General features: G+C 48.3%; 24 protein-coding genes. 14 read left to right on the top strand and 10 right to left on the bottom strand.

The window, feature by feature from the left end:
* Positions 1 to 41 precede the first annotated feature (41 nt).
* Together ptsI and crr are read left to right on the top strand one after the other, a co-directional pair.
* Positions 42 to 1,769: a phosphoenolpyruvate-protein phosphotransferase PtsI gene (ptsI, locus tag EQP46_RS07110; protein WP_129492991.1), complete on the top strand. Its 1,728-nt coding sequence runs from the start codon at positions 42 to 44 to the stop codon at positions 1,767 to 1,769.
* Between the two features lie 42 nt (positions 1,770 to 1,811).
* A complete protein-coding gene (gene crr / locus EQP46_RS07105) occupies positions 1,812 to 2,321 on the top strand; it encodes a PTS glucose transporter subunit IIA (RefSeq protein ID WP_017009306.1) in 510 nt (169 codons plus the stop codon).
* 169 nt (positions 2,322 to 2,490) lie between these two features.
* Here crr and EQP46_RS07100 read toward each other — a convergent pair whose 3' ends face one another.
* Entirely contained in the window at positions 2,491 to 3,384 is an 894-nt protein-coding gene (locus EQP46_RS07100) for a helix-turn-helix transcriptional regulator (RefSeq protein ID WP_129492990.1), read from the bottom strand.
* 235 nt (positions 3,385 to 3,619) lie between these two features.
* On the opposite strand from EQP46_RS07100, the gene EQP46_RS07095 reads away from it, so the two are divergent.
* From EQP46_RS07095 to EQP46_RS07080, 4 genes are all read left to right on the top strand, one after another.
* Positions 3,620 to 5,182 (top strand): PTS fructose transporter subunit IIC, encoded by a 1,563-nt coding sequence (locus EQP46_RS07095; protein ID WP_129492989.1) that lies wholly within the window; start codon positions 3,620 to 3,622, stop codon positions 5,180 to 5,182.
* Positions 5,183 to 5,187: 5 nt separating this feature from the next.
* Positions 5,188 to 5,634, top strand: a complete 447-nt coding sequence (locus tag EQP46_RS07090) for a PTS sugar transporter subunit IIA (protein WP_129492988.1) — start codon at positions 5,188 to 5,190, stop codon at positions 5,632 to 5,634.
* An 85-nt stretch (positions 5,635 to 5,719) separates the two neighbouring features.
* Positions 5,720 to 8,383, top strand: coding sequence for a glycoside hydrolase family 38 N-terminal domain-containing protein (locus tag EQP46_RS07085; RefSeq protein ID WP_129492987.1), 2,664 nt, complete (start codon positions 5,720 to 5,722; stop codon positions 8,381 to 8,383).
* Between the two features lie 54 nt (positions 8,384 to 8,437).
* On the top strand, positions 8,438 to 9,232 hold the full coding sequence (locus tag EQP46_RS07080; protein WP_240671682.1) for a MurR/RpiR family transcriptional regulator: 795 nt from the start codon (positions 8,438 to 8,440) through the stop codon (positions 9,230 to 9,232).
* A gap of 86 nt (positions 9,233 to 9,318) precedes the next feature.
* Here EQP46_RS07080 and EQP46_RS07075 read toward each other — a convergent pair whose 3' ends face one another.
* The 5 genes from EQP46_RS07075 to EQP46_RS07055 form a co-directional block, all read right to left on the bottom strand.
* Positions 9,319 to 11,775 (bottom strand): beta-mannosidase, encoded by a 2,457-nt coding sequence (locus tag EQP46_RS07075; protein ID WP_129492985.1) that lies wholly within the window; start codon positions 11,773 to 11,775, stop codon positions 9,319 to 9,321.
* A 2-nt stretch (positions 11,776 to 11,777) separates the two neighbouring features.
* The gene (locus EQP46_RS07070) at positions 11,778 to 12,089 is read right to left on the bottom strand and encodes a PTS fructose transporter subunit IIB (RefSeq protein WP_129492984.1); all 312 of its coding nucleotides are present in this window, start codon (positions 12,087 to 12,089) and stop codon (positions 11,778 to 11,780) included.
* Between the two features lie 297 nt (positions 12,090 to 12,386).
* Entirely contained in the window at positions 12,387 to 13,286 is a 900-nt protein-coding gene (locus tag EQP46_RS07065) for a Dyp-type peroxidase (RefSeq protein WP_129492983.1), read from the bottom strand.
* Positions 13,287 to 13,409: 123 nt separating this feature from the next.
* On the bottom strand, positions 13,410 to 13,805 hold the full coding sequence (locus EQP46_RS07060) for a hypothetical protein (protein WP_129492982.1): 396 nt from the start codon (positions 13,803 to 13,805) through the stop codon (positions 13,410 to 13,412).
* Complete coding sequence (locus EQP46_RS07055) at positions 13,805 to 14,293, bottom strand: DUF2919 domain-containing protein (protein ID WP_129492981.1); 489 nt, start codon at positions 14,291 to 14,293, stop codon at positions 13,805 to 13,807. The genes EQP46_RS07060 and EQP46_RS07055 overlap by 1 nt, the downstream gene beginning before the upstream one ends.
* Positions 14,294 to 14,667: 374 nt before the next feature.
* On the opposite strand from EQP46_RS07055, the gene EQP46_RS07050 reads away from it, so the two are divergent.
* From EQP46_RS07050 to EQP46_RS07040, 3 genes are read left to right on the top strand one after another with little or no spacing between them, the layout of a single operon-like run.
* A complete protein-coding gene (locus tag EQP46_RS07050; protein ID WP_129493398.1) occupies positions 14,668 to 15,009 on the top strand; it encodes a DUF2956 domain-containing protein in 342 nt (113 codons plus the stop codon).
* A gap of 23 nt (positions 15,010 to 15,032) precedes the next feature.
* Complete coding sequence (locus EQP46_RS07045) at positions 15,033 to 15,473, top strand: DUF1499 domain-containing protein (RefSeq protein WP_129492980.1); 441 nt, start codon at positions 15,033 to 15,035, stop codon at positions 15,471 to 15,473.
* Between the two features lie 27 nt (positions 15,474 to 15,500).
* Complete coding sequence (locus EQP46_RS07040; protein WP_129492979.1) at positions 15,501 to 15,863, top strand: MmcQ/YjbR family DNA-binding protein; 363 nt, start codon at positions 15,501 to 15,503, stop codon at positions 15,861 to 15,863.
* Positions 15,864 to 15,921: 58 nt separating this feature from the next.
* Here EQP46_RS07040 and EQP46_RS07035 read toward each other — a convergent pair whose 3' ends face one another.
* From EQP46_RS07035 to EQP46_RS07025, 3 genes are all read right to left on the bottom strand, one after another.
* The gene (locus tag EQP46_RS07035; protein ID WP_129492978.1) at positions 15,922 to 17,151 is read right to left on the bottom strand and encodes a polyhydroxyalkanoate depolymerase; all 1,230 of its coding nucleotides are present in this window, start codon (positions 17,149 to 17,151) and stop codon (positions 15,922 to 15,924) included.
* 384 nt (positions 17,152 to 17,535) lie between these two features.
* Positions 17,536 to 17,817: a winged helix-turn-helix domain-containing protein gene (locus EQP46_RS07030; protein WP_017009008.1), complete on the bottom strand. Its 282-nt coding sequence runs from the start codon at positions 17,815 to 17,817 to the stop codon at positions 17,536 to 17,538.
* A gap of 205 nt (positions 17,818 to 18,022) precedes the next feature.
* Entirely contained in the window at positions 18,023 to 18,346 is a 324-nt protein-coding gene (locus tag EQP46_RS07025) for an ArsR/SmtB family transcription factor (protein WP_194956748.1), read from the bottom strand.
* A 215-nt stretch (positions 18,347 to 18,561) separates the two neighbouring features.
* On the opposite strand from EQP46_RS07025, the gene EQP46_RS07020 reads away from it, so the two are divergent.
* The 5 genes from EQP46_RS07020 to EQP46_RS07000 all read left to right on the top strand — a co-directional run bounded on the left by EQP46_RS07020 (position 18,562) and on the right by EQP46_RS07000 (position 22,333).
* On the top strand, positions 18,562 to 18,912 hold the full coding sequence (locus tag EQP46_RS07020; RefSeq protein ID WP_129492976.1) for an ArsC family reductase: 351 nt from the start codon (positions 18,562 to 18,564) through the stop codon (positions 18,910 to 18,912).
* A 55-nt stretch (positions 18,913 to 18,967) separates the two neighbouring features.
* A complete protein-coding gene (gene dapE, locus EQP46_RS07015; RefSeq protein ID WP_129492975.1) occupies positions 18,968 to 20,101 on the top strand; it encodes a succinyl-diaminopimelate desuccinylase in 1,134 nt (377 codons plus the stop codon).
* A complete protein-coding gene (locus EQP46_RS07010; protein WP_129492974.1) occupies positions 20,101 to 20,772 on the top strand; it encodes a M15 family metallopeptidase in 672 nt (223 codons plus the stop codon). Before dapE ends, EQP46_RS07010 begins: the two co-directional genes overlap by 1 nt.
* 2 nt (positions 20,773 to 20,774) lie before the next feature.
* Positions 20,775 to 20,987: a DUF2897 family protein gene (locus tag EQP46_RS07005; protein WP_017009003.1), complete on the top strand. Its 213-nt coding sequence runs from the start codon at positions 20,775 to 20,777 to the stop codon at positions 20,985 to 20,987.
* Between the two features lie 242 nt (positions 20,988 to 21,229).
* Positions 21,230 to 22,333: a phosphoribosylaminoimidazolesuccinocarboxamide synthase gene (locus EQP46_RS07000; protein WP_129492973.1), complete on the top strand. Its 1,104-nt coding sequence runs from the start codon at positions 21,230 to 21,232 to the stop codon at positions 22,331 to 22,333.
* Between the two features lie 82 nt (positions 22,334 to 22,415).
* Here the strand turns inward: EQP46_RS07000 and bamC are convergent, their stop codons facing one another.
* The gene (gene bamC, locus EQP46_RS06995; protein WP_129492972.1) at positions 22,416 to 23,441 is read right to left on the bottom strand and encodes an outer membrane protein assembly factor BamC; all 1,026 of its coding nucleotides are present in this window, start codon (positions 23,439 to 23,441) and stop codon (positions 22,416 to 22,418) included.
* Positions 23,442 to 23,450: the final 9 nt, after the last annotated feature.

Here is a 23,450-nt window from a genome sequence, read left to right as displayed (position 1 = left end):
TATCCATTAGCAATTAAATTTGGTCAACGTAAGGTAAAGCTATGATTTCAGGCATTCTGGCATCTCCTGGTATTGCATTCGGTAAAGCGCTGCTACTTCAAGAAGACGAAATCGTCATCAACAAAAACCCTGTTTCAGCTGACAAAGTGGACGCGGAAATTCAGCGCCTTTTCGATGCGCGCGAAAAATCTAAACTTCAGCTAGAAGCTATCAAAGAAAAAGCACTCATCACGTTTGGTGAAGAGAAAGAAGCTATCTTTGAAGGCCACATCATGCTGTTGGAAGATGAAGAGCTAGAAGAAGAAATCATAGCTTTCATTAAAGAGAACAACGCAGCGGCTGATTACGCGATTTACAGCGTATTCGAAGAGCAAGCATCTACGCTTGAGTCTCTTGACGACGAATACCTAAAAGAACGCGCAACTGACATCCGTGACATTGGCTCACGCTTTGTTAAGAACGCCCTGGGTATCAACATCGTTTCTCTAAGCGCTATCGACGAAGAAGTGATTTTGGTTGCTAACGACCTAACACCTTCAGAAACTGCGCAAATCAACCTGGATTACGTACTAGGTTTTATCACCGATATCGGTGGTCGCACTTCTCACACTTCAATCATGGCGCGCTCGCTAGAGCTACCAGCAATCGTTGGTACCATGAACATCACTAAAACAGTGAACAACGGTGACATGCTGGTACTTGATGCAATCAACAATAAGATTGTTATCAACCCAAGCGAAGAAGAGCTAAGCAAATTCAAAGCGATCCGTGACGAATTCATCGCAGAGAAAGAAGAACTGGCTAAATTGAAAGATTTGCCAGCAATCACTCTGGACGGTCACCAAGTTGAAGTATGCGGTAACATCGGTACCGTGAAAGACTGTGATGGTGTTAACCGTAACGGCGGCGAAGGCGTAGGCCTTTACCGCACCGAATTCCTGTTCATGGACCGCGATGCACTGCCTACTGAAGAAGAGCAGTACAAAGCATACAAAGACGTTGCGCTTGCAATGCAAGGTCACCCAGTGATTATCCGTACTATGGATATCGGTGGTGACAAAGATCTACCGTACATGGATCTGCCAAAAGAAATGAACCCGTTCCTAGGCTGGCGTGCAATTCGCATCAGCTTGGATCGTCGTGAGATTCTACGTGACCAACTTCGTGCCATCCTTCGTGCATCTGCACACGGTAAACTACGCGTGATGTTCCCTATGATCATCTCTGTAGAAGAAATCCGTGAGCTGAAAAAAGCAATCGAAGAATACAAAGTGGAACTTCGCGCAGAAGGCCATGCGTTTGATGAGAACATCGAGATCGGTGTAATGGTTGAAACACCAGCAGCTGCAGCGATTGCTCACCACCTAGCGAAAGAAGTTGCATTCTTTAGCATTGGTACAAACGACTTAACCCAGTATACTCTTGCGGTTGACCGTGGTAACGAGATGATCTCTCACCTGTACAACCCGCTGTCTCCAGCTGTACTTACTGTGATCAAGCAGGTAATTGATGCTTCTCACAAAGAAGGCAAATGGACTGGCATGTGTGGTGAGCTTGCAGGCGACGAGCGTGCAACGCTACTACTGATGGGTATGGGCCTTGATGAGTTCAGCATGAGCGGCATCTCAATCCCACGCATCAAGAAAATTATCCGTAATGCCAACTTTGCTGATGTTAAAGCAATGGCAGACGAAGCACTTGCAATGCCTACTGCTGCGGAAATCGCTGAGCATGTAGAAAAATTCATTGCTGAGAAAACTGTCTGCTAAATTACGGCAGCAAAGTATTGATAACGCTTAGGAGCAAACACTATGGGTCTGTTTGACAAACTGAAGAAGCTGGTTTCTGACGACAGCAGCGATGCAGGTGTGATTGAAATCATGGCACCACTTTCTGGTGAAATCGTAAACATCGAAGATGTGCCAGATGTTGTTTTCGCAGAAAAAATCGTTGGTGACGGTATCGCAATCAAACCAACTGGCGACAAAATGGTTGCACCAGTAAACGGTACCATTGGTAAGATTTTTGAAACTAACCACGCTTTCTCAATCGAATCTGAAGACGGCATCGAAATGTTCGTTCACTTCGGTATCGACACTGTTGAGCTAAAAGGTGAAGGCTTCAAGCGTATCGCTGAAGAAGGTCAAACTGTTAAAGTTGGCGACCCAATCATCGAGTTCGATCTAGCAATGCTAGAAGAAAAAGCGAAGTCTACTCTGACACCTGTTGTTATTTCTAACATGGACGAAATCAAAGAGCTGAACAAGCTTTCTGGTTCTGTTGTTGTTGGCCAAACACCAGTACTACGCATCAAGAAGTAATTCTTTGTGTGTAAGAGAAAGCGCAGCCTCGGCTGCGCTTTTTTGTTGCCTCTTGTTTCTATCTGCTCTGCCATATTCAACGTGCTTTCACGCACCGACAAGCCTCAACTTGCCTAACACCCACTTATCAGCCATCCATTTTCAAAACATCAATGGATAAGCGCAGAAATTAACTCGTCACAACAGCGTCGTGAGAAAACTCATGAGAAAAGCTCTGCTGTTGGCTAATGTAATGCTGTCGATATTGCGTTGGGGTCATCCCTGCTAGCCTTTTAAACAAGCGACAAAAGTAATCTGCATCCACAAACCCACTTTCCAGCGCCACCTGTTTCACGCGCAGGCCTTTTTCAATCAACAGGTGTCGGGCATGAGCAAAACGTTCTCGATTGATGTACTCGTTAAAGCCAATGTCGCTGTGCTGCTGAAACAGGTGAGAAAGGTAACTTGATGAAATACAGAAATGCTCGGCAACCGACTCTCGGCATATCGACTCATGAAAATGGCAGCGCATGTAAGTCAGAATCTGATGAAAGAGCTGTTTTTGTTTAGACACATCTGAGGCATTGGCGCTGAGCTTGCGAGAGATCGCCCGTAACAATACATCAAGCTTCACATCGTTTAATCCCCTAACATCTGACGTTAAGCCAAGCAGCAACGCATTGAGAGAGGTTAGCGGCATCGCCCATTTCGCCAAACTGATGCAACGGCCATCTTGCCAATGGTTATAACTCAGACCAAGTTTTTCACCGCGACAACAAATGCTCAAGGTATTTGCCTCATCCGCGTACGGCAAATTCCAACCGTGAGCCGCAACACGAAGTACATCGCCAGGCTGCATGCGCACCACACCTCGCTCCCCACCACCGTGACTGAACATCATGTCCACGGCCCCTTCCACAACAATTTCAACTCTTTCGTCTGGCGTGCACCATGCCAACAACGGCATGTCATTGCATGGCAATGCGTGGTGATATTCCGCATTGAGCTTTCCATCTAGACGACCTGCAATCTCTGAAAGCACCAAATATGAAAATGTGTCGGGCTGGTTAGTCGTGTTGGGCATTAGGCATCACTCTCATTGTTGGATGTGAAAATACATTCACGAGAACACTAACTGTTCAGTTTACGGTGAAAAAATTTACAGTGTTTTGAGAAAATTTCCATGATGGATAGCACCCTTTAACTGTAAATATTTACAACAAAATGACTAATATGCGTTCAATCACAGTCTTAAATTGGAAATATTTTCATCATTCTTATGCCAAAACCCTATTTGAAGGTCGTAGAAGGAGAACCTCATGACCAAAAATGTTGTTGCGATAACCGCCTGTGCTGCTGGTATTGCTCACACTTACATGGCAGCTGAAGCCCTCGAGCAAGCTGGCAAAGAACACAATTTTTTTGTAAAGGTTGAAACCCAAGGTTCAATCGGTGCGCAGAATGTTTTAACAGAACAAGAAATTAACGATGCAGAACTGGTGATCATCGCCTCTGACATTGAAATTGATCTTGCTCGCTTTGCAGGGAAACGTGTTTACAAGGCGCGTCCAAAAGCCGCGATTCGCGACGCCATGGCACTCATCAAAGAAGCCGAAGAAAACGCGACTGTCTTTGGTGCGAAAGGCACAAAAGTCGGTAACGTAACCTTGGGTAAAACCACTGAAAACGGTTTTGTTCAGCACATCATGAGCGGTATCTCTTACATGGTACCTATGGTTATTGCTGCGGGTTTGTTGTTGGCCATCGCGAACATTTTTGCCTTCCAACGTGATGACCTAGGCCGTATGGTCGCTTGGGGCTTTGACCAAACAGAACCACTCGGTTACTTCATGGCGCACTTGTTCAAAGTGGGTCAAATCGGCTTCTTGCTGATGATTCCATTGTTCGCAGGCTTCGTGGCAAACTCCATCGCAGATCGTCCAGCTATCGCACCAGCTATGTTAGGCGCATACATGGCGAATGACCCTGCATTCCTGGGGACAGACGCAGGTGGCGGCTTCCTGTCAGCCATTCTTGTTGCTTTCCTTGTCGGCTACTTCGTGAAGCAACTAAAGAAAATCAAATGGCCGAAATTGCTTCAACCCCTTGTTCCAATCATGATCATTCCGTTGATCGCGACCTTCTTCATTACCGTTGTTGTGCTGTATTTCATTGGCCAGCCTATCGCGGGCGCAATGAGCGCGCTCTATGAAGGCCTAAACTGGCTAACCAACACCTACGGCGCGTCTACCTTCATTATCGGTGCCATTATTGGTGCAATGATCGGCTTCGACTTCGGTGGCCCAGTCAACAAAACGGCACTGATTTTCGGTACTGCCGTGTGGACAGACACCGTTGCAAAATACGGCATTGAAGGCGCTAACTTTGTACCAGGCACCGCAGCGCAAGCGGCTATTTCTGTCGCGCCACTGGGTATCTTCTTGGCATCAAAACTGTTTAAAAACCGCTTCACAGACACTGAAAAAGTTTCTGCAAACTCTGCGTTCGGTATGGGTATTGTTGGGGTAACTGAAGGTGCTATTCCGTTTGCTGCGGCAAACCCTGTTCAAATCATCACCGCCAGTGTGGCAGGTTCAGCCCTAGCCGGTGGCCTTGTGGGTTACTTGGACGTGAAATTCTACGGCGGTATTGGCTCTCCGTTGGGGACATTCATCGGTTACATCGAGCAGCCGATTCCTTTCGTGACGTGGATTGCCTGTACCTTCGCGGGTATCGCAACCACCGCCATGATTATCGGATTCTGGCGACGCCCTTCTAAACAGCCAGTCGCTGATGCAAACGAAGCGGGCACAATATCAAGCACCATGCAGCCAGAAACAGCCACACCCGCTGTTGCCACCTCAACCGCAGTGAATGGATAAACCTCATGAATAACGTCTTTAACGTCGAACATATTCTGACGGATGCTCACTCAACCTCTCAGCAGCAAGCGTTTCAGTTTATTGCCGAGCACGCCCATCAATTGGGTTACATCGACAGCGTTGATGGTTTTGCTCGTGGGTTGCAAGCGCGTGAGTCGCATGACAGCACGGGTTTTCTCGGCGGAATGGCCGTACCACACTGCAAATCCTCCCATGTGAAAACACCGGCGATTTTTGTGGTGCACTTTGCCAACCCTATCGAATGGGACACCATGGACGATGAACCTGTCACCACGGCAGTGTCGTTAGCGATTCCAGAATCAGGGGCAGAAGAAAGCTTGATGATGCTGACGAAGTTATCGCGCGCCATGATGAAACCCGACATTCGAAACACGCTACAACAGAACGACACGCAAGCCATTTTAGATACCATTCAACACGTGATTGCGTGAGTTTACATATCCAATGACATGAAGGTGCCGCTCGCCGAGCCGCACCTTCACATTCTGCGGATAGCATTCCAAAGCGGACAGGTTTATGAAAAAACAACTACATGTTATCTCCCATACCCATTGGGATTTTGAGTGGTACTTCTCCGCTCATGAATCGCTCATTCAATTGATCTATCACCTCGAAGAAGTGATGGACGCGCTCGAGAAGGGCGAAGTAGATAACTACTACTTGGATGGACAGCTGAGCATAGTAGAGGATTATTTGTCGGCCTGCCCGCAACACAAAGAACGTTTTTGTCATTTGGTCGAAAGCGGAAAACTAAAGATCGGCCCTTGGTATAGCCAAACCGATCAACTGATCATTTCGGGTGAGTCCATCATCCGAAACCTGCAGCTGGGTATTCGTCTTGGTGAATCACTCGGTGGCTGCGAAATGCTGGGCTATGTGCCGGACGCTTTTGGTCAAAGCATGGACATGCCAAAGATTTATAACGGCGTCGGCATCGATAAAACGGTGTTTTGGCGCGGACTGTCGACGGACGTTTATCCGCACCGAGAAGGCCAATGGCAAAGTGAAGATGGTAGCCACGTGCTTTTCTACAACATCAAAGATGGCTATTACGTGGGTGGACAACTGATCTACTCTGACGATGCTATTTCACTGACCCAGCAAGTCGAAAAAGACTGCCTTAGCGATCACGTTGCCCTGCCACTGGGCGGCGACCAACGCTTTGTCGATCGTAACGTCAAAGAGCGCATTGCGCTGTTTAATCAAAAGCTGGCAGACGCCAACATCGATAGCCAACTGATTGAAAGCAGCTACGACACGCTGTTTGCCTCACTTAACGTAAAAGACCTGCCAATGGACACGCTGAGCGGCGAGATGATCGACGGGCAAGTATCGAAAATCCACCGTTCCATTTACTCGTCACGCGCCGATCACAAGCGCCTGAACGATATGCTAGAGCGACGCATCACCCTTGAGCTTGAGCCCCTTATGGCGCTCGCCACCCGTTATGGTATCGGCTATCAACCTGAACTCATTAATAACCTTTGGCGCATCATGACGCGCAACCATGCCCACGACAGTGCCGGCGGTTGCAACACAGACAAAACCAACAAGATCATCGTTGAGCGTTTTGAACAGGTTGATCAAACATCAAGTGCAGCTCGAGATTACTTAGTGCGTAAACTTGCGGATTCTCAGCCAAAGCTCGACAACGGCGCGCGCCTGACGCTGTTCAATACCTTGCCTGTTGCCCGTAATCAGGTTCAAGACATCACACTTTCAACCAAGTCACCGCATTTCACGCTAAGCACCTTAGCGGGTGAGAACGTGGAATTTGATGTATTAGCAAAAACCCAACACTACAACGGCAGCATCCAACGCAATCCCGAAGACAATGATCCGAATGGCTACTACTACCAAACTGACATCGCCGTTCAACATGCGCTTCCCGCATTAGGTTTTACGTCTCTCATCATTCAAGAAATGCCCGAAAAAGACGCGCAAGTGTTACCCACCGTGCTTGGAAAATGCATCGAGAATGATCGTTACCGTCTCGACTATCAAAACGGCGAATTGAATCTTACTGACAAACAAACAGGTCAGCATTGGCCGCAAGCCTTCACGTTGCGTGATGGCGGCGATGATGGCGATACCTACGACTACTCACCACCTGAAAATGATTGGGTGATCACCTTGTCATTCAGTCACGCGGAATGCACGACACAATCCGGTCAATGTAAACAACAAATGACCTTGAAAGGCACGTGGTTGCTGCCAGAAAACTTAGAAGCTCGCGCTCAGGGTTTCCGAGACACCGTTTGCGAATACACAGTGAACATGACGCTCACCAACGATGAGCAACCCTTGCAGATCGATATTGTCATCGACAATCAAGCCGACGATCATCGCCTACAGTTGGTCATTAACAGCCCGATAAAAGCGAAAGAAAGCATTGCGGATACGCCATTTGGCTTTGCGCGTCGCCCATTGTTCCAAATGCAATTGGCGGATTGGCGCGAGCGCGGCTGGAAAGAAGAGCCTTGTGGGATTTACCCGATGATCAACTACGCCAACCTGCACGATGAGCAAGCCAGCTTGACCGTGTTCGCCCAAGGCATCAAAGAGTATGAAGTGCTTATCGAGAACGCGGAACAGCCAAGCGGCACCCTTGCCCTTACGCTTTTCCGCAGTGTTGGTTGGCTGGGCAAGCCTGACCTTCTTCGTCGCCCTGGGATTGCATCAGGTCAGCAGTTTAAATACATCCCCACCCCTGATAGCCAAATGAAAGGCCACCAGCACATCACGCTTGGTCTACACATCGATCCAAGGTTCTCGGCAGCAGCCGCCGTGCAGCAATGGCAAGCGTGGAGTGTGAACACGCCTTACTATCAGGCACAAACGCTCAATCAATTCACCAATACCTTGAAGTATTTCGTCATGCATCCGCTCGAGCGCGCGGTAAATGATAGCGACAGTTTGTTTACGCTGGATGCGCCGCAGCTTGTTTGTAGCAGCGTGCAGTTCGACAACAACGCCCTGCATGTGCGTCTGTTTAATCCATCGGAATACAGCATCGAAAACGCAGGCTCACTCTCTGTGAAACATACAGCACTCATACACGCAGCAGAAACCAACCTGATGTTCGACACCCTGAATACCTTGGTGGTTGCTGGCGATGTGATTCAACTTGGCGACTTCCGTGCGAAACAAATCCGCACCATTAAGATCACGCTTGATTAAGAGGAGCGTTCGCCCTACGGTAGTGGGGCGAATGATTGATGGCCTATGGTACTGATGAACAAAGATATTGGATTGTTGTTTGAATATGCACGGAGCAAATTCACCACTACCGACAATAAGATTGCGGGGTATTTTCTCGCACGTCGCCCCGTCAAAACCATTGAAGAGCTGGCCACGGACATCGGCGTGTCCACCGCTTCCATCACGCGTTTTTGCCAAAAAATTGGCCTGAATAACCTCAAGGAATTCCTGTTTCTTTATCAAGAGCAATTGGACAGCGCAAACCCTTTGTCTAAGCCCGAAAATGACGGACTCCAGCAAGATTATTTCGATGTTTTACAGCAGCTAAAACACTGCCTTGATACCGACGTTATCGACCAAATCACCCACGCCATTGCAAGGCATCAAATTATCCATGTATTCGGCACCGGATTCAGTGCACTCGCGGGGGCGGACTTTAAGTTCCGCTTTGGGCGACTCGGCAAGTTCGTCGAAGTGGTGCAAGACACAAACTCGATGCAGATGTACCAAGACATTCTGACGACCGATAACCTTGTCATCGTACTGAGTTTGAATGCGCAGAATGATGACATGGCCAAGGTCGTGAAAAGCCTGACACGCCGCGGCATTGAAACCTATTTAATTTCGGCGAACCCTAAATCAAAGATGTCTCAATCTGCCACAGCCACTTTGCTTACCGCCTCGCTAAATGGTGAAGAGCGAACAGGGATGATTTCGGCGCAACTGCCTATGCTGATGGCCATCGACCATCTTTACTATCACTACGTATCGCTTGACCGAGAGACCATCAAAAACTGGGTGTCGACCGAAGCACCATTTGGAAAATAATTCGCTTCGAACGTCTGCTTCCTCGGCGTCTGTTTGACCAGTAACGAAAAAGCCCTCCGAAGAGGGCTTTTTGCTATCAAATTAACTCAGTAGCTCGCCGCTAAATGGTACACAGTGAGCCCTGCTTTCAACTGTTCAGCAGATGTATTTCCCGTGTATTCCAAGGTAATAGGCTGTGACGGCAACAAGGTAACGCTTGAATCATCAAAACGGCCGGTATCACTGCCTTCGCCATCAAATTCAGGATGGACAAAGAAGGCGGGTTTATCAGTACTCAAAGTCACCATCACACGACCATCGACCTCTTCCACCTTGGTTTCGATGTTCGCTTTAGGCAGTGGCAGGCGCTTGTATGCATCGTCAAACCATGTGTTGGTAAAGATTTGACCGTCACACTCAACAACCGCATGGAAGAAGCCTTCGTGCTTGCGTTCGTTAATCACGTTGCGGTCGCACTGCCATACCACCTGGTTATCATCTTCACCCAACATGCTCTCAATCGGCCATGTGTCGATCACTTCGCCGTGCCAGTCATACCATGTCACTTGGCCTTTCGCTGCCAAACGGCGGTGTTCATCGTTTATCACATTCAATCGTAGCGTGTTTTCTTCATCCACAAACACCGCCAATTGCTGCGCGAAGAAGCGTTTCGCATGGTAGTGCAGCTGCTTCCAACGCCCGGTGTACTCGATGCTCGACCAAGAACTGACAGGCCAGCAATCATTCAATTGCCAGTACAAGATGCCGCGACAAACCGGCTTATTCGCACGCCAGTATTCGCTCGCCGTTTTAATGGCTAGCGCTTGTTGAGCCTGACTTAAATACAGCATCTGAGAAAAGTCAGAAGGGAAACGGAAATAGCGTGTGAACATTTCAGTGATGATGCTATTTCCGCGGCTATTTTTCTGGTGTTGCTCAAAGGTCGGAGAGGTAACGTTCCACTCTTCCTCTGATGCAAAGGTTTTTACCGTTGGTAATGACGGCCAAGACTGATAGCCAAACTCACTACAAAAACGCGGCTTAATGCTGCTGTAGGCATCGAAGGATTTGCCGGAATGCCACACATCCCAAAAGTGCATGTCACCTTTGTTGTCGTCATGCCATGCATCACCAAAGTCCAACTCACCGTTACATGGCGAGCTCGCCCAGAAACGGCGGCTTGTGTCTTCACGCTCAACCACTTCTTGCAAAACACGGCTTAAACGATCGTAATTCACCACGTATTTTTCGCGATTCGCACGAGACTCAGGGTACCAATTGATTGCACCAATCACCTCGTTATCACCGCACCACAACGCCAATGACGGGTGATCGATTAGGCGGCGAACTTGTTCTGTGATCTCTTGTTCTACGTCGCGAAGGAAATCCGGTGTCGACGGGTACAAGGCGCATGAGAACATCAAATCCTGCCACACCAACAGACCTAGCTCGTCACACAGATCATAGAAGGTATCGCGCTCATACATGCCGCCACCCCAAACACGGATCATGTTCATGTTCGCGGCTTTCGCATCTTCCAACAAGCGGCGGTAATGATCAGGCGTTTGCTTGCCAGGCATCGCATCCAACGGGATCCAGTTCGCGCCTTTTGCCATGATGGCTTTGTCATTGACGACAAACGTCATTGCCGCACCCACGTCGTCTTCGCCCGTTTCTAAATACAATTCGCGAAGCCCCAAACGCTTCTCGATGGTTTGACCGTCTGTCATCACCGTCAGGGTATACAGGGGTTGCTCACCGTACCCTGCAGGCCACCAGCGTTTAGGCTGCGTCACGCGAAAACAACATTCCGCCTCCATGCCGCTCAACGCGATAGATTGCGAAATGCGCTCGCCATCAGGGCCCACCAAACAACATTCAATCTGAGCGTCAGTATCAGGGCTGATCTGTTCTGCAGAAATGATGACCATGACATTACAACTACCGTCACTGTGCCATTGTTGTGTTGAACGCACCTGCTGAAGACGCACTTCAGACACAGGTTGCAAACGAATGCTGTCGTAAATCCCACTCACCAATAAGCAAATGCCCCAGTCCCACCCTGAGTGGCACTGCGTTTTGCGTAAGGTGTTCATGTGTGGAATTTGGTTGTTTCCCACCGCCCAAGGCACCGGAAAAGGCAAACGCTCTGCGCGTGCTTTGGCTTCAATGTCTGCGCGTTTAAGCGTAATTTTCAGCGTGTTTTCGCCGTCGCATAAGTACGGACGAACATCGCGGCGGTAATGGCGGAACATGTTGCTACACAGCAAGATGGTTTCACCATTCAGTACAATCTCAGCCATGGTATCGACCATGCTCAAGATCAGGTCAACAGCCTTTGCATTCAGAAGGTTGGCATCGGCGGTGAAGGTTTTCTCAAGCACCCAATCATGCTCGCCAACCCACTGCACCTTGGTTTCGTTACAGCCAAGATAAGGGTCAGGAATAATGTCCGCAGCAAGCAAAGCACTGTGCACATCACCAGGCAGCATAATAGGTGCAACAATAGAGGCATCCATTAAAGATGTGAGTTGCCATTCGCCGTCTAATTTCAACATTGTCATCGTTAGACCACCGCTACGTCGCAAGCTGCATCGAGTATTTCAGCAGCATTCACCACCAGCTTTTTCACCGTTGTTTCGATGATGGTTTTGCCATCAAAGCGAGACATTCCCGCTAATTCGATGTCCGTTGTGACGATGACCGCATCGGCGTTTTGTACATCGTCTGATGTGATTTCATTTTCCGCACCCAGCGCACCTTGGGTTTCAACCTTAATGGTCCAACCGCGCGCAATCGCCGCTTGTTCTAATGATTCAGCAGCCATATAAGTATGGGCAACACCTGAAGGGCAGGCAGTAATGGCAACAATGTTCATGATCTTCTCCAGCACGTCTGTTTTTATAACGTTATTACCCTGAAGATCACCACACTGAATGAGGGTGCGTCGAGGGAGTTTCACTGGACATTTTTATGGTGTGTCGCAAAAGCAAAGCGTGGTCAAACTTAGCGAAAATGATTGTTCTGCATCAGTCACAGTTCAAAGAAAAACCCCGCAGCCACCCACCGCAGTTCCGAGGGTTTCCGCGCTTTCCTTCTTTCAAAAAAAACAAAAAAACAAAAAAAAGCACCGCCAATTGGCGGTGCTTTTTGTTCTCTAGATTGCATCAATAAATTACGCAATTTTGCTTAATGCTTCCATCGACGGAGCGAAGAAATACGCGCCTGTCACTGGCGTAGTGAAGCGCAGCATCATGTCTGTTTTACCATCGCGCTCACCGAACATGCTTTCTAGCATCGTTTTGTGAACATGCTGCGTGTGGCAGTACGCGATAAACAGCAAGCCGTGATCACCTGACACCGAGCCATACGGCAGACTATGTCTTACCATTTTCAGGCCTTTGCCGTCTTCTTTGATATCAACACGTCCTACGTGGGATGTCGCAGGCACATCATCCAACTCGATAGAGTCAGATTTGGTACGCCCAATGATTTTCTCTTGCTGTTTGACTGACAGAGGTTCCCACGCATTTAGACGGTGAACGTAGCGCTGCATCATGACCACACTGCCACCGGCACATTCACCATCAGCAATGATGGCCACAGCACGACGGTCTTCTTCGCCTTCAGGGTTTTCCGTTCCATCAATGAAACCCGTCATGTCACGAGAATCCAAGTAACGGTAACCATAGGTTTCATCCACAACCGTAACGTCTGAACCGATGTTTTCAAGGAACTTTCTAAGTAGATAGAAGTTCAGGTCATGACGCGTTGAGTGCACGTGCAGCAACACATCACAATCCGTTGCTGGCGCATGCGTGTCACCCTCACCAAGTGCTTTGAAAGGCATGAAATCGTCAGGGGTTACGATGTTATTGGCTTGGCAAAATGCAGGTGTGAACGACACGGCTGCTTTCATGTTACTGCCAGGCTGGTTGGAGTTGATGTCATCAACAAGCGCATGCACGTCACGAGAGCGCCCAAGAACAGCAGATGCTGAACCCGTGACTTTGAACAATACGTACAGTGCAAATGGCCCTGCGTCGGCCACGATTGCTGGCTGGGATACCGCCATTGTTACCTCCAGATAAATACAGCTCTTTCAGCTTCTTAAGTCTGATAGCGCGAAAATTTCAAGCATAGTAGCAGAGAAACGCACAGACTTTGTCCTAGATCTGGAAACTTGACGAGATGATGATTAAACGGACGTTATTTCAACTTTCAATGATGCCAATTCGTCGCGTTGTGTATTCGCACACTCGATGGACGTGGGTGTGTTCAATCCTGCCTGTACAACGGGTGACATAATCGTGCGCCAATTACCATCGTCGCATTGTTCTTGGATAAGCAGGGAGATTTTGACTTCATCTGCCGTCACTTCAAGCAATTCGGCTTTGCCGATCAATGCACCTTGCTGTTGGCTGTTTTCAAACAAAATGGTTTCTTCACCCGGAATCAGCGACACCGAGCTTTGCGCACGTTGATGTTTACCTGCGCGGTCAATTTCAAAGTTCACGTCGACTTGCCAGTCAGCCATGGCTAACGGGCTAAGCATTGCGCTAAACAGGACAAGGCCTTTCTTCCACTCGTTCATTATTTTTCTCTTTCTGTTTCTCGGTAAATCGGAGAAGCAAATAGAAACTGAATGCGGCGGCTTCTTAATAAGTAAATGACTAGCCAAAGCGCAATCAGTAATGTCACCGCACTGCTCCAATGAAAGCGCCAGTGCCCAACAATTAAATGCTTAATTTGTAGTACTAAATCACAGCTAAACGCTGCTAATAAAATGGCTCTTCCCCAATGCCAAACACGTTCTATCACCCTCGGGTATCGATGCAGGTTACCAGCCATCAACATCAACGCGACGGAAGGAAAACCAACCGCTAACCCCAAATAGAGCGCGTCGTGGTTTGGGTAAATCAAGGCAAGCAAATCTGCGCCTTGTTCGCGGCTTACGCCAGCAACAACAAACACAATCCAGGCTCTCGCGAGAAAAATACACGCGAGCCAGAAAAATAGAGCGGGTTTCGCGTTGCCATGTTTGTCGAAATAATCAGGTGATTGGTACAAAAGCGTATTCATTCATGTCCTAGGGTCAATAGACCCTATTAACTGCGGTATGGCTAATAAAACAATGTTCATCAACCACGTATTCACTGTCTCAATATTCACACGGGTGGCATAGTCCTAACGCACAAAATTGCGGGTCAGCGCAGGCGGTTTCAATACAGGATTTAATGTACGTCACATTTACACCCAAACAATCTGAAGATGCAAGATTCACAGAGTTTAGGGACATCGTCACGTAACCGTAGTACCACTGACGCTCACCATCAGCATATCGGTGTCTCTTTATTCCTATATTTGGAACTTTGACACGAATAGTGGATTTTGGTTTCGTGGCACATTGTTATCAAAGGTATAATCCAGACTAACAAATGAACAAGAACAGTATGATGAGCAATCCAACTCCGTCTCCAGAAACGCAAAATGAAGCGATGAAAATCGCAAAAGCAACGCAAAAGCCTGGGCAATCAAAGGAGCAAACTAAGCTCATTGCACAGGGTATTGAAAAAGGGATCGCGCTTTATAAAAAACAGCAAAAAGCCAAAGCACGAGATCGTGACAAAGAACGTAAGAAACAAATCAAAGCAAAGAACGCAGGTGAACACTCTCAGCAAGCTGATCGCGAAGTAGTGGTATCGCACAGCAACTCAACACGCACATCCCCCCTACCTTGGGTATTGCTCGTGGTGAGTTGGCTTGGGTTTGCCGCCTATCACTTTATCGCTCGCTAAGAAGCCCCTACAAGGAAGGCCCTATGAAAAAAACAATAATTGGCTCACTCACAAGCCTTGGACTTTTGTTATCCGTCGGTTGCGCTCAAGGAGATAACGCCATGACAGACAAATCGCTCACGCCCTGTGGTGATAAGCCAAACTGTGTATCCACACTTGATGATCGTGAGAATTTCCAGTTAGCGCCCTTCACCCTCGCGTCTGACGATGTCACGATCTCGCAAATTATCGAAGTCGCTCTGACGCTACCGGGCTCTCGCTCGGGTGATCGCGCAAAAGACTACGCTCGCATTGAATCAGTGAGCCGTGTCTTTCGTTTCGTTGATGATCTTGAGTTGCGTATCGATGGTGACAATCTGATTGTGCGTTCAGAATCTCGCGTGGGTTACTCTGATTTCAGTGCAAACCGCAAACGTGCTGAAGCGTTACGCCAAAGCCTAAAAGAAGCTGGCTTGATCTTATAAGCATTGGAGTAGGTAACCGACATAGACATGGATATCGCAGCATTAAAAGCGCATTGTGGTGCCCTCATTGGCATTCGTTTCGACGTAAAGTGGGGCGGTGTTGAGGTGTATAGCGTGCACAAAACAAAAATGGTGTGCATTTTCTATGACGGCAACAAAATGGCCTGCAAAGTGCCTGATGAGCATTTCTTGATGATGGCAGACATACCTGGCTGCCGTCCTGCTCCGCACCTTGCCCGTGTTGGCTGGATAGAGTTTGGCGACACGTGTCCACTTCCAACCTCTGAACTTCAAACCCTCATTTCGCAATCTTGGCATTTGGTGGTGGATAAACTGCCCAAGTATGTTCAAAAGGCATTGAGGCCAGAAGGCACGCCAGACACGCAATAAAAAACGGTCAGCCTGTTCGCTAGACTGACCGTTTCCTTTCTATTTTTACACTCACGCTCTACTTTCTCGCGTTGTGTTTTTTCACAAATGCCTTGATGGCTGGCGCAATGAATTCTCGATAACGCCTACCATTGAAAATCCCGTAATGCCCAACACCTTCTTGTTCGAGGTGTGCCTTTTTAGATTTCGGCAGTTTATGGCATAAGTCGAGCGCAGCAGCCGTTTGGCCTCGCCCTGTTATGTCATCCACCTCACCTTCAATGGTGAAAATGGCCGTTCGCGTAATGTCCGCCATATCGACCGCTTCGCCGCGATACGTCATGGTGTTGTTTGCCAGGTCTTGCTCTAAAAAAACCTTTCTGATCGTATCCAGATAGTAGTGCGCCGGCAGATCCATCACCGCAAGGTATTCGTTGTAAAACTTACGATGTGCTTCTGCATTGTCACCGTCGCCTTTGATCAAATCATCAAAGAACTTGAAGTGCTTTTGCACATGGCTATCGAGGTTCATTGACATAAAACCTGACAATTGTACAAAGCCCGGGTACACCAATTGCCCCGCCCCTTCAAAGCTTTCAGGTACAGTGCAAATCACATTGGATTCAAACCAATCAGCGTCCTTCCCACTGGCATAGTCATTCACCTCTGTTGGATTAATGCGGGTATCAATAGGCCCGCCCATCAAGGTCATGGTGGCTGGCGTCGCAGGGTTATTCTTCGCTGACATAATGGATGTGGCCACCATCAGCGGAATACAGGGCTGACACACCGCCACCGTATGCGTATCAGGCCCCAGCATTTCGAGAAACTCAATCAGGTAGTCGACATAGTCGTCGAAATGAAACTCCCCGTCACAGACGGGCACATCACGAGCATTGCGCCAGTCGGTAACGTACACATCGTGGTCCGGCAAAAACTCGCGGATCGTGCCGCGCAGCAAGGTGGCAAAGTGACCGGATAGTGGTGCAACAAACAGCACGCGCGGTTGATTGGGCTGGGCCTTACTGCGTCGAAAATGCAGCAGGTTACAAAACGGTTTGTTGGCAATGACGTTGTATTGAATCGCAATTTTTTCGCCATCGATTTCAGTGAAATCTAGCTCCCATGCGGGTTCGTCGTAGCAGTCAGTGAGCCTCTCAATCAACTCCATCGACGCATCAAAGCTCCGATTCGCTGAAAACATTCGAAAACCATTCCACGGCGCCGCATTCACATCACGGACAAACTTGGCCCAGCTATTCAGAGGTTTAATCGATTCCATGTACGCAGCATTGAGTTGATAAAGCATCCTTCCACCCTTTTCATTAACCGCTTTAAATGACGCCCCAATAACGTATTGAGTAGTCACGCAATTAACATACTAGACCAGAAATGGAGCAGGACATTGCACGCCCATTTTCATTGGGTTTGCAGGGAGAACCAAAGGAATTAACGTAAAAAAACGAGGTAGGAAAAGTGACATTCAGCGCGTGATAGGCCTATAACCCAAAGGAAAAGAGGCATACCCTAACGCGGGTTGAGCAGAATAACGTGAAGTTGCAGCCTGGCAGACTGATCGTCATTTACATGGGTTTGACCCAATCTTGTTCTGCACATTTGCGGAAACACGATTGGCGTTCATTCTCTTGTCGCCGAGCTGCATCTTCAACTAACTTGGCATTGTCTTTTGTGATTAGCTGGTCAAGGTGTAGACGATATCGCCTTTACGCTCTTCCACCCACTCGCGTTTGAACGGTCCCCAGTCAGTGAGGCGATAGTAGCCATCATTATGACGTCGGCCGTCTTGAATAAATGCCAGCTCAATCCCTAAGCCCGCCAAGGATTTGATCACGTCTTGAATGGTGCGACGTGGCCAGCCTGTGGCTTCAATTAAGCGTGGAACGTTTGGGCGCTCCATTTCTTCGACAAGACTTGCGAGATACAGTCTTCTTGCAAAAACCGGATTCAGTTCCATTGAGACCTCCTAAAATGCACTGTCTTCATTATTCAACGAAATGCAATCGAGGTATTGCGCTTGATCAAAAGGAACACGTATTCAACGGCATACAAACTTTCAGTTATTGAAGGTTGTGATCTCAACATCTATATCCAAGCAACCTCAAGATGCTTGTTCAGCGAGAGTTTGTTTGGGTATATAACGGTAGCGCGGAAAAAGCCTGTTATTTCTTTAGAGTACGTTTGTTCTGTCGCTCACACCATGCGCTCTGAATCGCGTCAATCAAGTGTTTCACCTTTGGCGCCGCAAGACTGTAATACACCGATTGAGACGATTTACGTGTCGCAACAAGGTTAGCTTGACGCAGTACCGTAAGGTGCTGAGAAAACGCGGATTGGCTCAACGTACTATTTTCTAGAAGCTGGGAGACGTTCCTTTCTCCTTCTCGCAACTGACAAAGCACAATCAATCGCTCTGGATGCGAAAGGATACGCAGCACTTCTGCGGCCTCTTTTGCGTCATTAATCAAATCGCTATCCACATTCATCACCCTAAAAATATTACTCTTTATAGATATAGCTAATTACCCATAGATGAATCAAATCTAATTTAGCAGCACATAATATAACAATGGATGTCGGCCCAATTATCGAGGTGTGAGAAAACGATGAATCGTACGAGGATTACCGTCTCCGCCTTGCTTTCAAAACGGTGGAATGTCAATCTAGCACCCTAAAACCTAACGCAAAAAGGAAGCAATCAATGAGCACGATGGTTTACGGTATCAAGAATTGTGACACGATAAAAAAAGCCCTGAAATGGCTAGAAGCCGAAGGAAAACCTTTTACGTTTCACGATTACCGTAAAGATGGCATTGATCAGGAAATGCTGAAGAAATTTGTCGATGAGTTGGGCTGGGAAGCACTGGTCAACAAACGCGGCACTACGTTTCGCGCATTGACAGAAGAGCAAAAGAACAACTTAGATGAATCTAACGCTATCGCGCTAATGTTGGTTCAACCTGCAATGATTAAACGGCCATTGCTTGCACACGGCGGCAAATACTACCTCGGCTTTAAACCTGCTGAGTACGCCGATATTTTCGCGGAATAACCAACACGCAGAACACCCTTATAGAACTCGATAAGCAGAAAGGACACACACCCCCATGACAGACAGTGCTGTATTGTCTTTGGCCAAGGATTTAATCGGCCGCCCATCCGTCACCCCAATCGATGAAGGGTGCCAAGAATTAATGATCTCTCGCTTAGAAGCGATTGGTTTTTCTATCGAGCGCCTCGTGTTCGAAGACACAACGAACCTTTGGGCTCGCCGTGGTACAGAAGCGCCATTGTTTGCCTTCGCAGGCCACACCGACGTGGTGCCATCAGGCCCTGTTGAGCAATGGCATACGCCTCCTTTCGAGCCCACCGTCATTGATGGTTATCTTCACGGTCGCGGCGCGGCAGACATGAAAGGCTCACTGGCAGCAATGGTCGTCGCGGCAGAACGTTTTGTGGCGGAAAACCCTGACCACAAAGGTTCTATCGCCTTTTTGATCACATCAGATGAAGAAGGCCCGTTCATCAATGGTACTACCCGCGTGGTCGACACCTTGGTCGAACGCAATGAAATCATTGATATGTGTATTGTTGGCGAACCCTCTAGCACTCACGCCGTGGGCGATGTGGTGAAAAATGGCCGTCGCGGCTCGATCACAGGGGACGTGGTGATCAAAGGAATCCAAGGCCACGTGGCTTACCCGCAATTGGCGCGTAACCCTATACATCAAGCCTTACCAGCTCTGGCTGAACTAGCGGCAACCCAGTGGGATCAAGGTAACGCCTACTTCCCACCAACCAGCTTCCAGATCCCGAATGTGGCTTCTGGCACAGGCGCTAGCAATGTCATTCCTGGCGAGTTTCACGTGCAATTCAACCTTCGCTTCAGCACTGAATCGACAGTTGATGACATCAAATCACGTATTCACTCAGTCCTTGATGCACACGGTTTAGAATACGACTTGGCGTGGACATTTAGCGGACACCCTTTCCTTACGGATACGGGCACCTTGCTGGACGCCGTGGTTGAAGCAGTTGACGAAGTGAACCATCAGAAACCAGAACTTCTGACCACAGGCGGAACGTCTGACGGTCGCTTTATCGCGCAAATGGGCACGCAGGTTATCGAACTCGGCCCAGTGAATGCCACCATCCACAAAGTGAATGAGTGCGTAAAAATTGCCGATTTAGAAAAGCTCACGGACATGTATCAAAAAGTCCTAGAGAAAGCGCTCGCCTAATGCCTTGGAGTGTTGCGTCGCTGACCGGTCAAACACAGGAACACCTTGTTGAGCACGGTGATTTCTTGCTGCATGCTGACGTGAAGGCGGATTTCATCCGCCTTCAAACCACAGCGCAGGCCGCCGGATTTGAACTTGCGATAGCGAGCAGCTTTCGAGATTTCGACCGTCAGCAGATGATTTGGAACAACAAGTTCACGGGCCTTAGGCCGATCCTTGATGATAGCGGTACCGCACTCGACCCTTCACGTTTAAGCGATGAAGAAAAAGTGCGTGCGATCCTTCGATGGTCAGCGCTTCCCGGCGCAAGTCGACACCATTGGGGCACCGACATCGATGTGTATGCGACGAACCTTTTGCCACAAGGTGTTTCCTTACAACTCGAGCCTTGGGAATACCTTTCCGGCCATCAAGCATCGTTGTTTGCTTGGCTTGAGGATAACCTCGAACAATGTGGCTTTTATCTTCCCTACCGTGAAGACAAAGGCGGCGTGGCATTCGAGCCTTGGCATATAAGCCACAAAGCGACGACGCAAGGGTTGCTAGAACAGCTCACACCACAAACCTTGAATTCAGTGATTGCGTCATCCGACATACAAGGGCGTGAAACTATCCTTCCCATGTTGAATTGGATATATTCACAGTACATTTCCAATGTGTGTGAGGCCTGATCATGGATTTTCTAACCAACCCTTATGTGATTATTTTCATTGTGGTCGCGGTAGTGGTCAGCAACATCATGGCGCTCAAGTACACCGCAAATGCGAAATTTGGGATGAAGCAAAAGCCCAAAACTGATGACGAAAACAAAGAAAACGAAGCGCAGAAAAAGACCGCTCAAGCCAACAAAGAAGATGATGAAGACGACAAGTCCTCTTTTTGGTAACCCCACATTCGTCAATTGATTCGCCATGTTAAATGGAAAAAAGCGACGCCTGACGTCGCTTTTTTTATGCCCGCCTCTTCCTAAATCTGTGCATTGCATCTTTTTAGGCAAACGTTTGCTTTTTCTCTAACAGCGAGCAAAGACTTCTTGGTATGATGCGTGTCAAATGGATGGTAAGCGCAAGGAATCTCCGCTCCCTGCCATCTTCTGTGTGCCGTTCAACAACAGATAGGAATGTCTCAATGAGCCTCGCGGATCAAGTTCTCGCCGTTAACGACGATCTTCCCATTCGTACCCACCAGCCAGTTCACAGCGGAAAAGTCCGCTCTGTTTATTGGCTCACGGAAGCCGATAGCCAACGCCTCATTCAAGAGAAAGGCTACGATGTTGCTCCCGACGCCCCACTTGCAATCATGGTCATCAGTGACCGTATTTCTGCGTTTGATTGCATCTGGCATGCGGAAGGCGGCTTAAAAGGTGTTCCCGGCAAAGGCGCTGCACTCAACGCCATTTCGAATCACTGGTTCAAGTTGTTTAAAGAAAATGGCTTAGCAGACAGCCACATTCTCGACATTCCCCACCCGTTCGTGTGGATCGTTCAAAAGGCCAAGCCTGTCAAAATTGAGGCCATTTGCCGTCAATACATCACGGGCTCAATGTGGCGTTCATACGCCAAAGGCGAGCGTGAATTCTGTGGCATTGCGATGCCTGAAGGCTTAGAGAAAGACAAAGCGTTGCCTGAGTTACTGATCACACCGTCGACCAAAGGTATTTTGAAAGGCATTCCAGGTGTCCCTGAAGCCGATGATGTAAACATCACGCGTCAGAATATCGAAGATAACTTTGCGGCATTTAACTTCTCGTCTGCCAATGACATTGCCCTTTACGAAACCTATCTTAAAGAGGGTTTTGGTGTTATTAGCAACGCGCTCGACGCCGTAGGACAAACCTTCGTCGACACCAAATTTGAATTCGGCTACGTCTCAGATGCATCAGGACAAGAAAAGCTGATTTACATGGATGAAGTAGGCACACCTGATTCATCACGTATTTGGGATACGGCGGAACACGAGGCTGGCAACATTGTCGAGAATTCGAAAGAAGGGTTCCGCCAGTTCTTGCTAGGCCATTTCCCTGACCCAGATATCTTGCTGAACAAAGAACGCATGCCTGAGCGAGAAGCCTTGGCGAGAGACAACGCACTGCCCGTTGAAGCCTTGATGGATATTTCGCGTACTTATGTCGGCATCGCTGAAAAAATCATCGGCCAGCCAATCCACCTGAGCGAGAACCCGAAGCAAGAAATCATCGATATCTTGCGCGAAGAATATGGTTTGATTGACTGATTCACCGTCATTCAAAATCCAAAACAAAAAAAGAGGACGCTTAGGCGTCCTCTTTTCATTTCAAACGATTCATGAACTCAAGTTAATCGAGGTTCAAACGCTCAACGGCTGCAACCAACACAGGGCTAAAGCTTGCTAATTGCTCTTCTGCAATCGGCTTGCCCGCGCTATCCGTTACGTTGATAGAGGTACGGTTACCCAAATCACCTAACTGAATGTTGTAGTTGTCACGGTCAAACTGAAGAGGTTTTGTGCCAATCTCTTCCCAGAACTCATCATCTGGCGCTTTGTATTTCACCGTCAATGTACCTTGAGAACGGTTACGATCTTCAATCGTCATACCAAATTGACCCAAGATAGCAGGCAAACGCTCCCAGAATACGTCGTAAGGTGCGCGAGCGATGATAACAGGCAAGCCACTGCGGTCTTTACCCAAGCTGATTGGAATGTTCTTCACCAGCTGTGCCGCGCGAATACGCGCTTCTTCACGCAAGTCACCGTCATAACGTGATGTGATCATGTTGGTCATCTGCGCGCTATAACGATCACGCATGTCCACACTCACCTCTTCCGTTTGACCATTGCGCTTCCACTCGATCATATCGATGCGGAAACCCGAACGGCTTCGGTCAGACACAGGCACAACGGTGTAGCGGCTTTCGATAACTTCGTCGTCATCTTCCAGCGTCCAAACCAACCAATCCGTTTCAACACCATCGATAGAAGACGTTCGTACCGGAATTTGGTTTTCTTCAATCAAGGTATTGATGGTTTGCCAAACACGTTCAGATTGCTCTTCTCGCGGCATCCATACGGTGACACCTTTCGCATCACGCTCATAGCGTGCACCAGGAATAAGCTCCAAGATTTGCTGAGGTGGGCGGATATCAATGTTGCGTCCAATAGGACCTGCGAAGTCACGATTAGGAATAGTATACGCACCTGAAAACTCAGGCTGTTGATCTGGCAAATTTTTCCATTCTGACAAGGGTGCAGATTCTAAATACTCGAAGTCATCAGAGGCCTGACGACGAGACTCGCTGCTTGAACAGGCCGCCAACGAGGCGACCACAACTGCACACAGGCCGAGTTTAAAAACAGGTTTCATTAGATCTCC

It is taken from the genome of Enterovibrio baiacu (genome assembly GCF_004120195.1).
Lineage (GTDB): Bacteria > Pseudomonadota > Gammaproteobacteria > Enterobacterales > Vibrionaceae > Enterovibrio > Enterovibrio baiacui.
The sequence above is the reverse complement of the archived record's forward strand: the minus strand, read 5'-3'. Positions and strand labels throughout refer to the sequence as shown.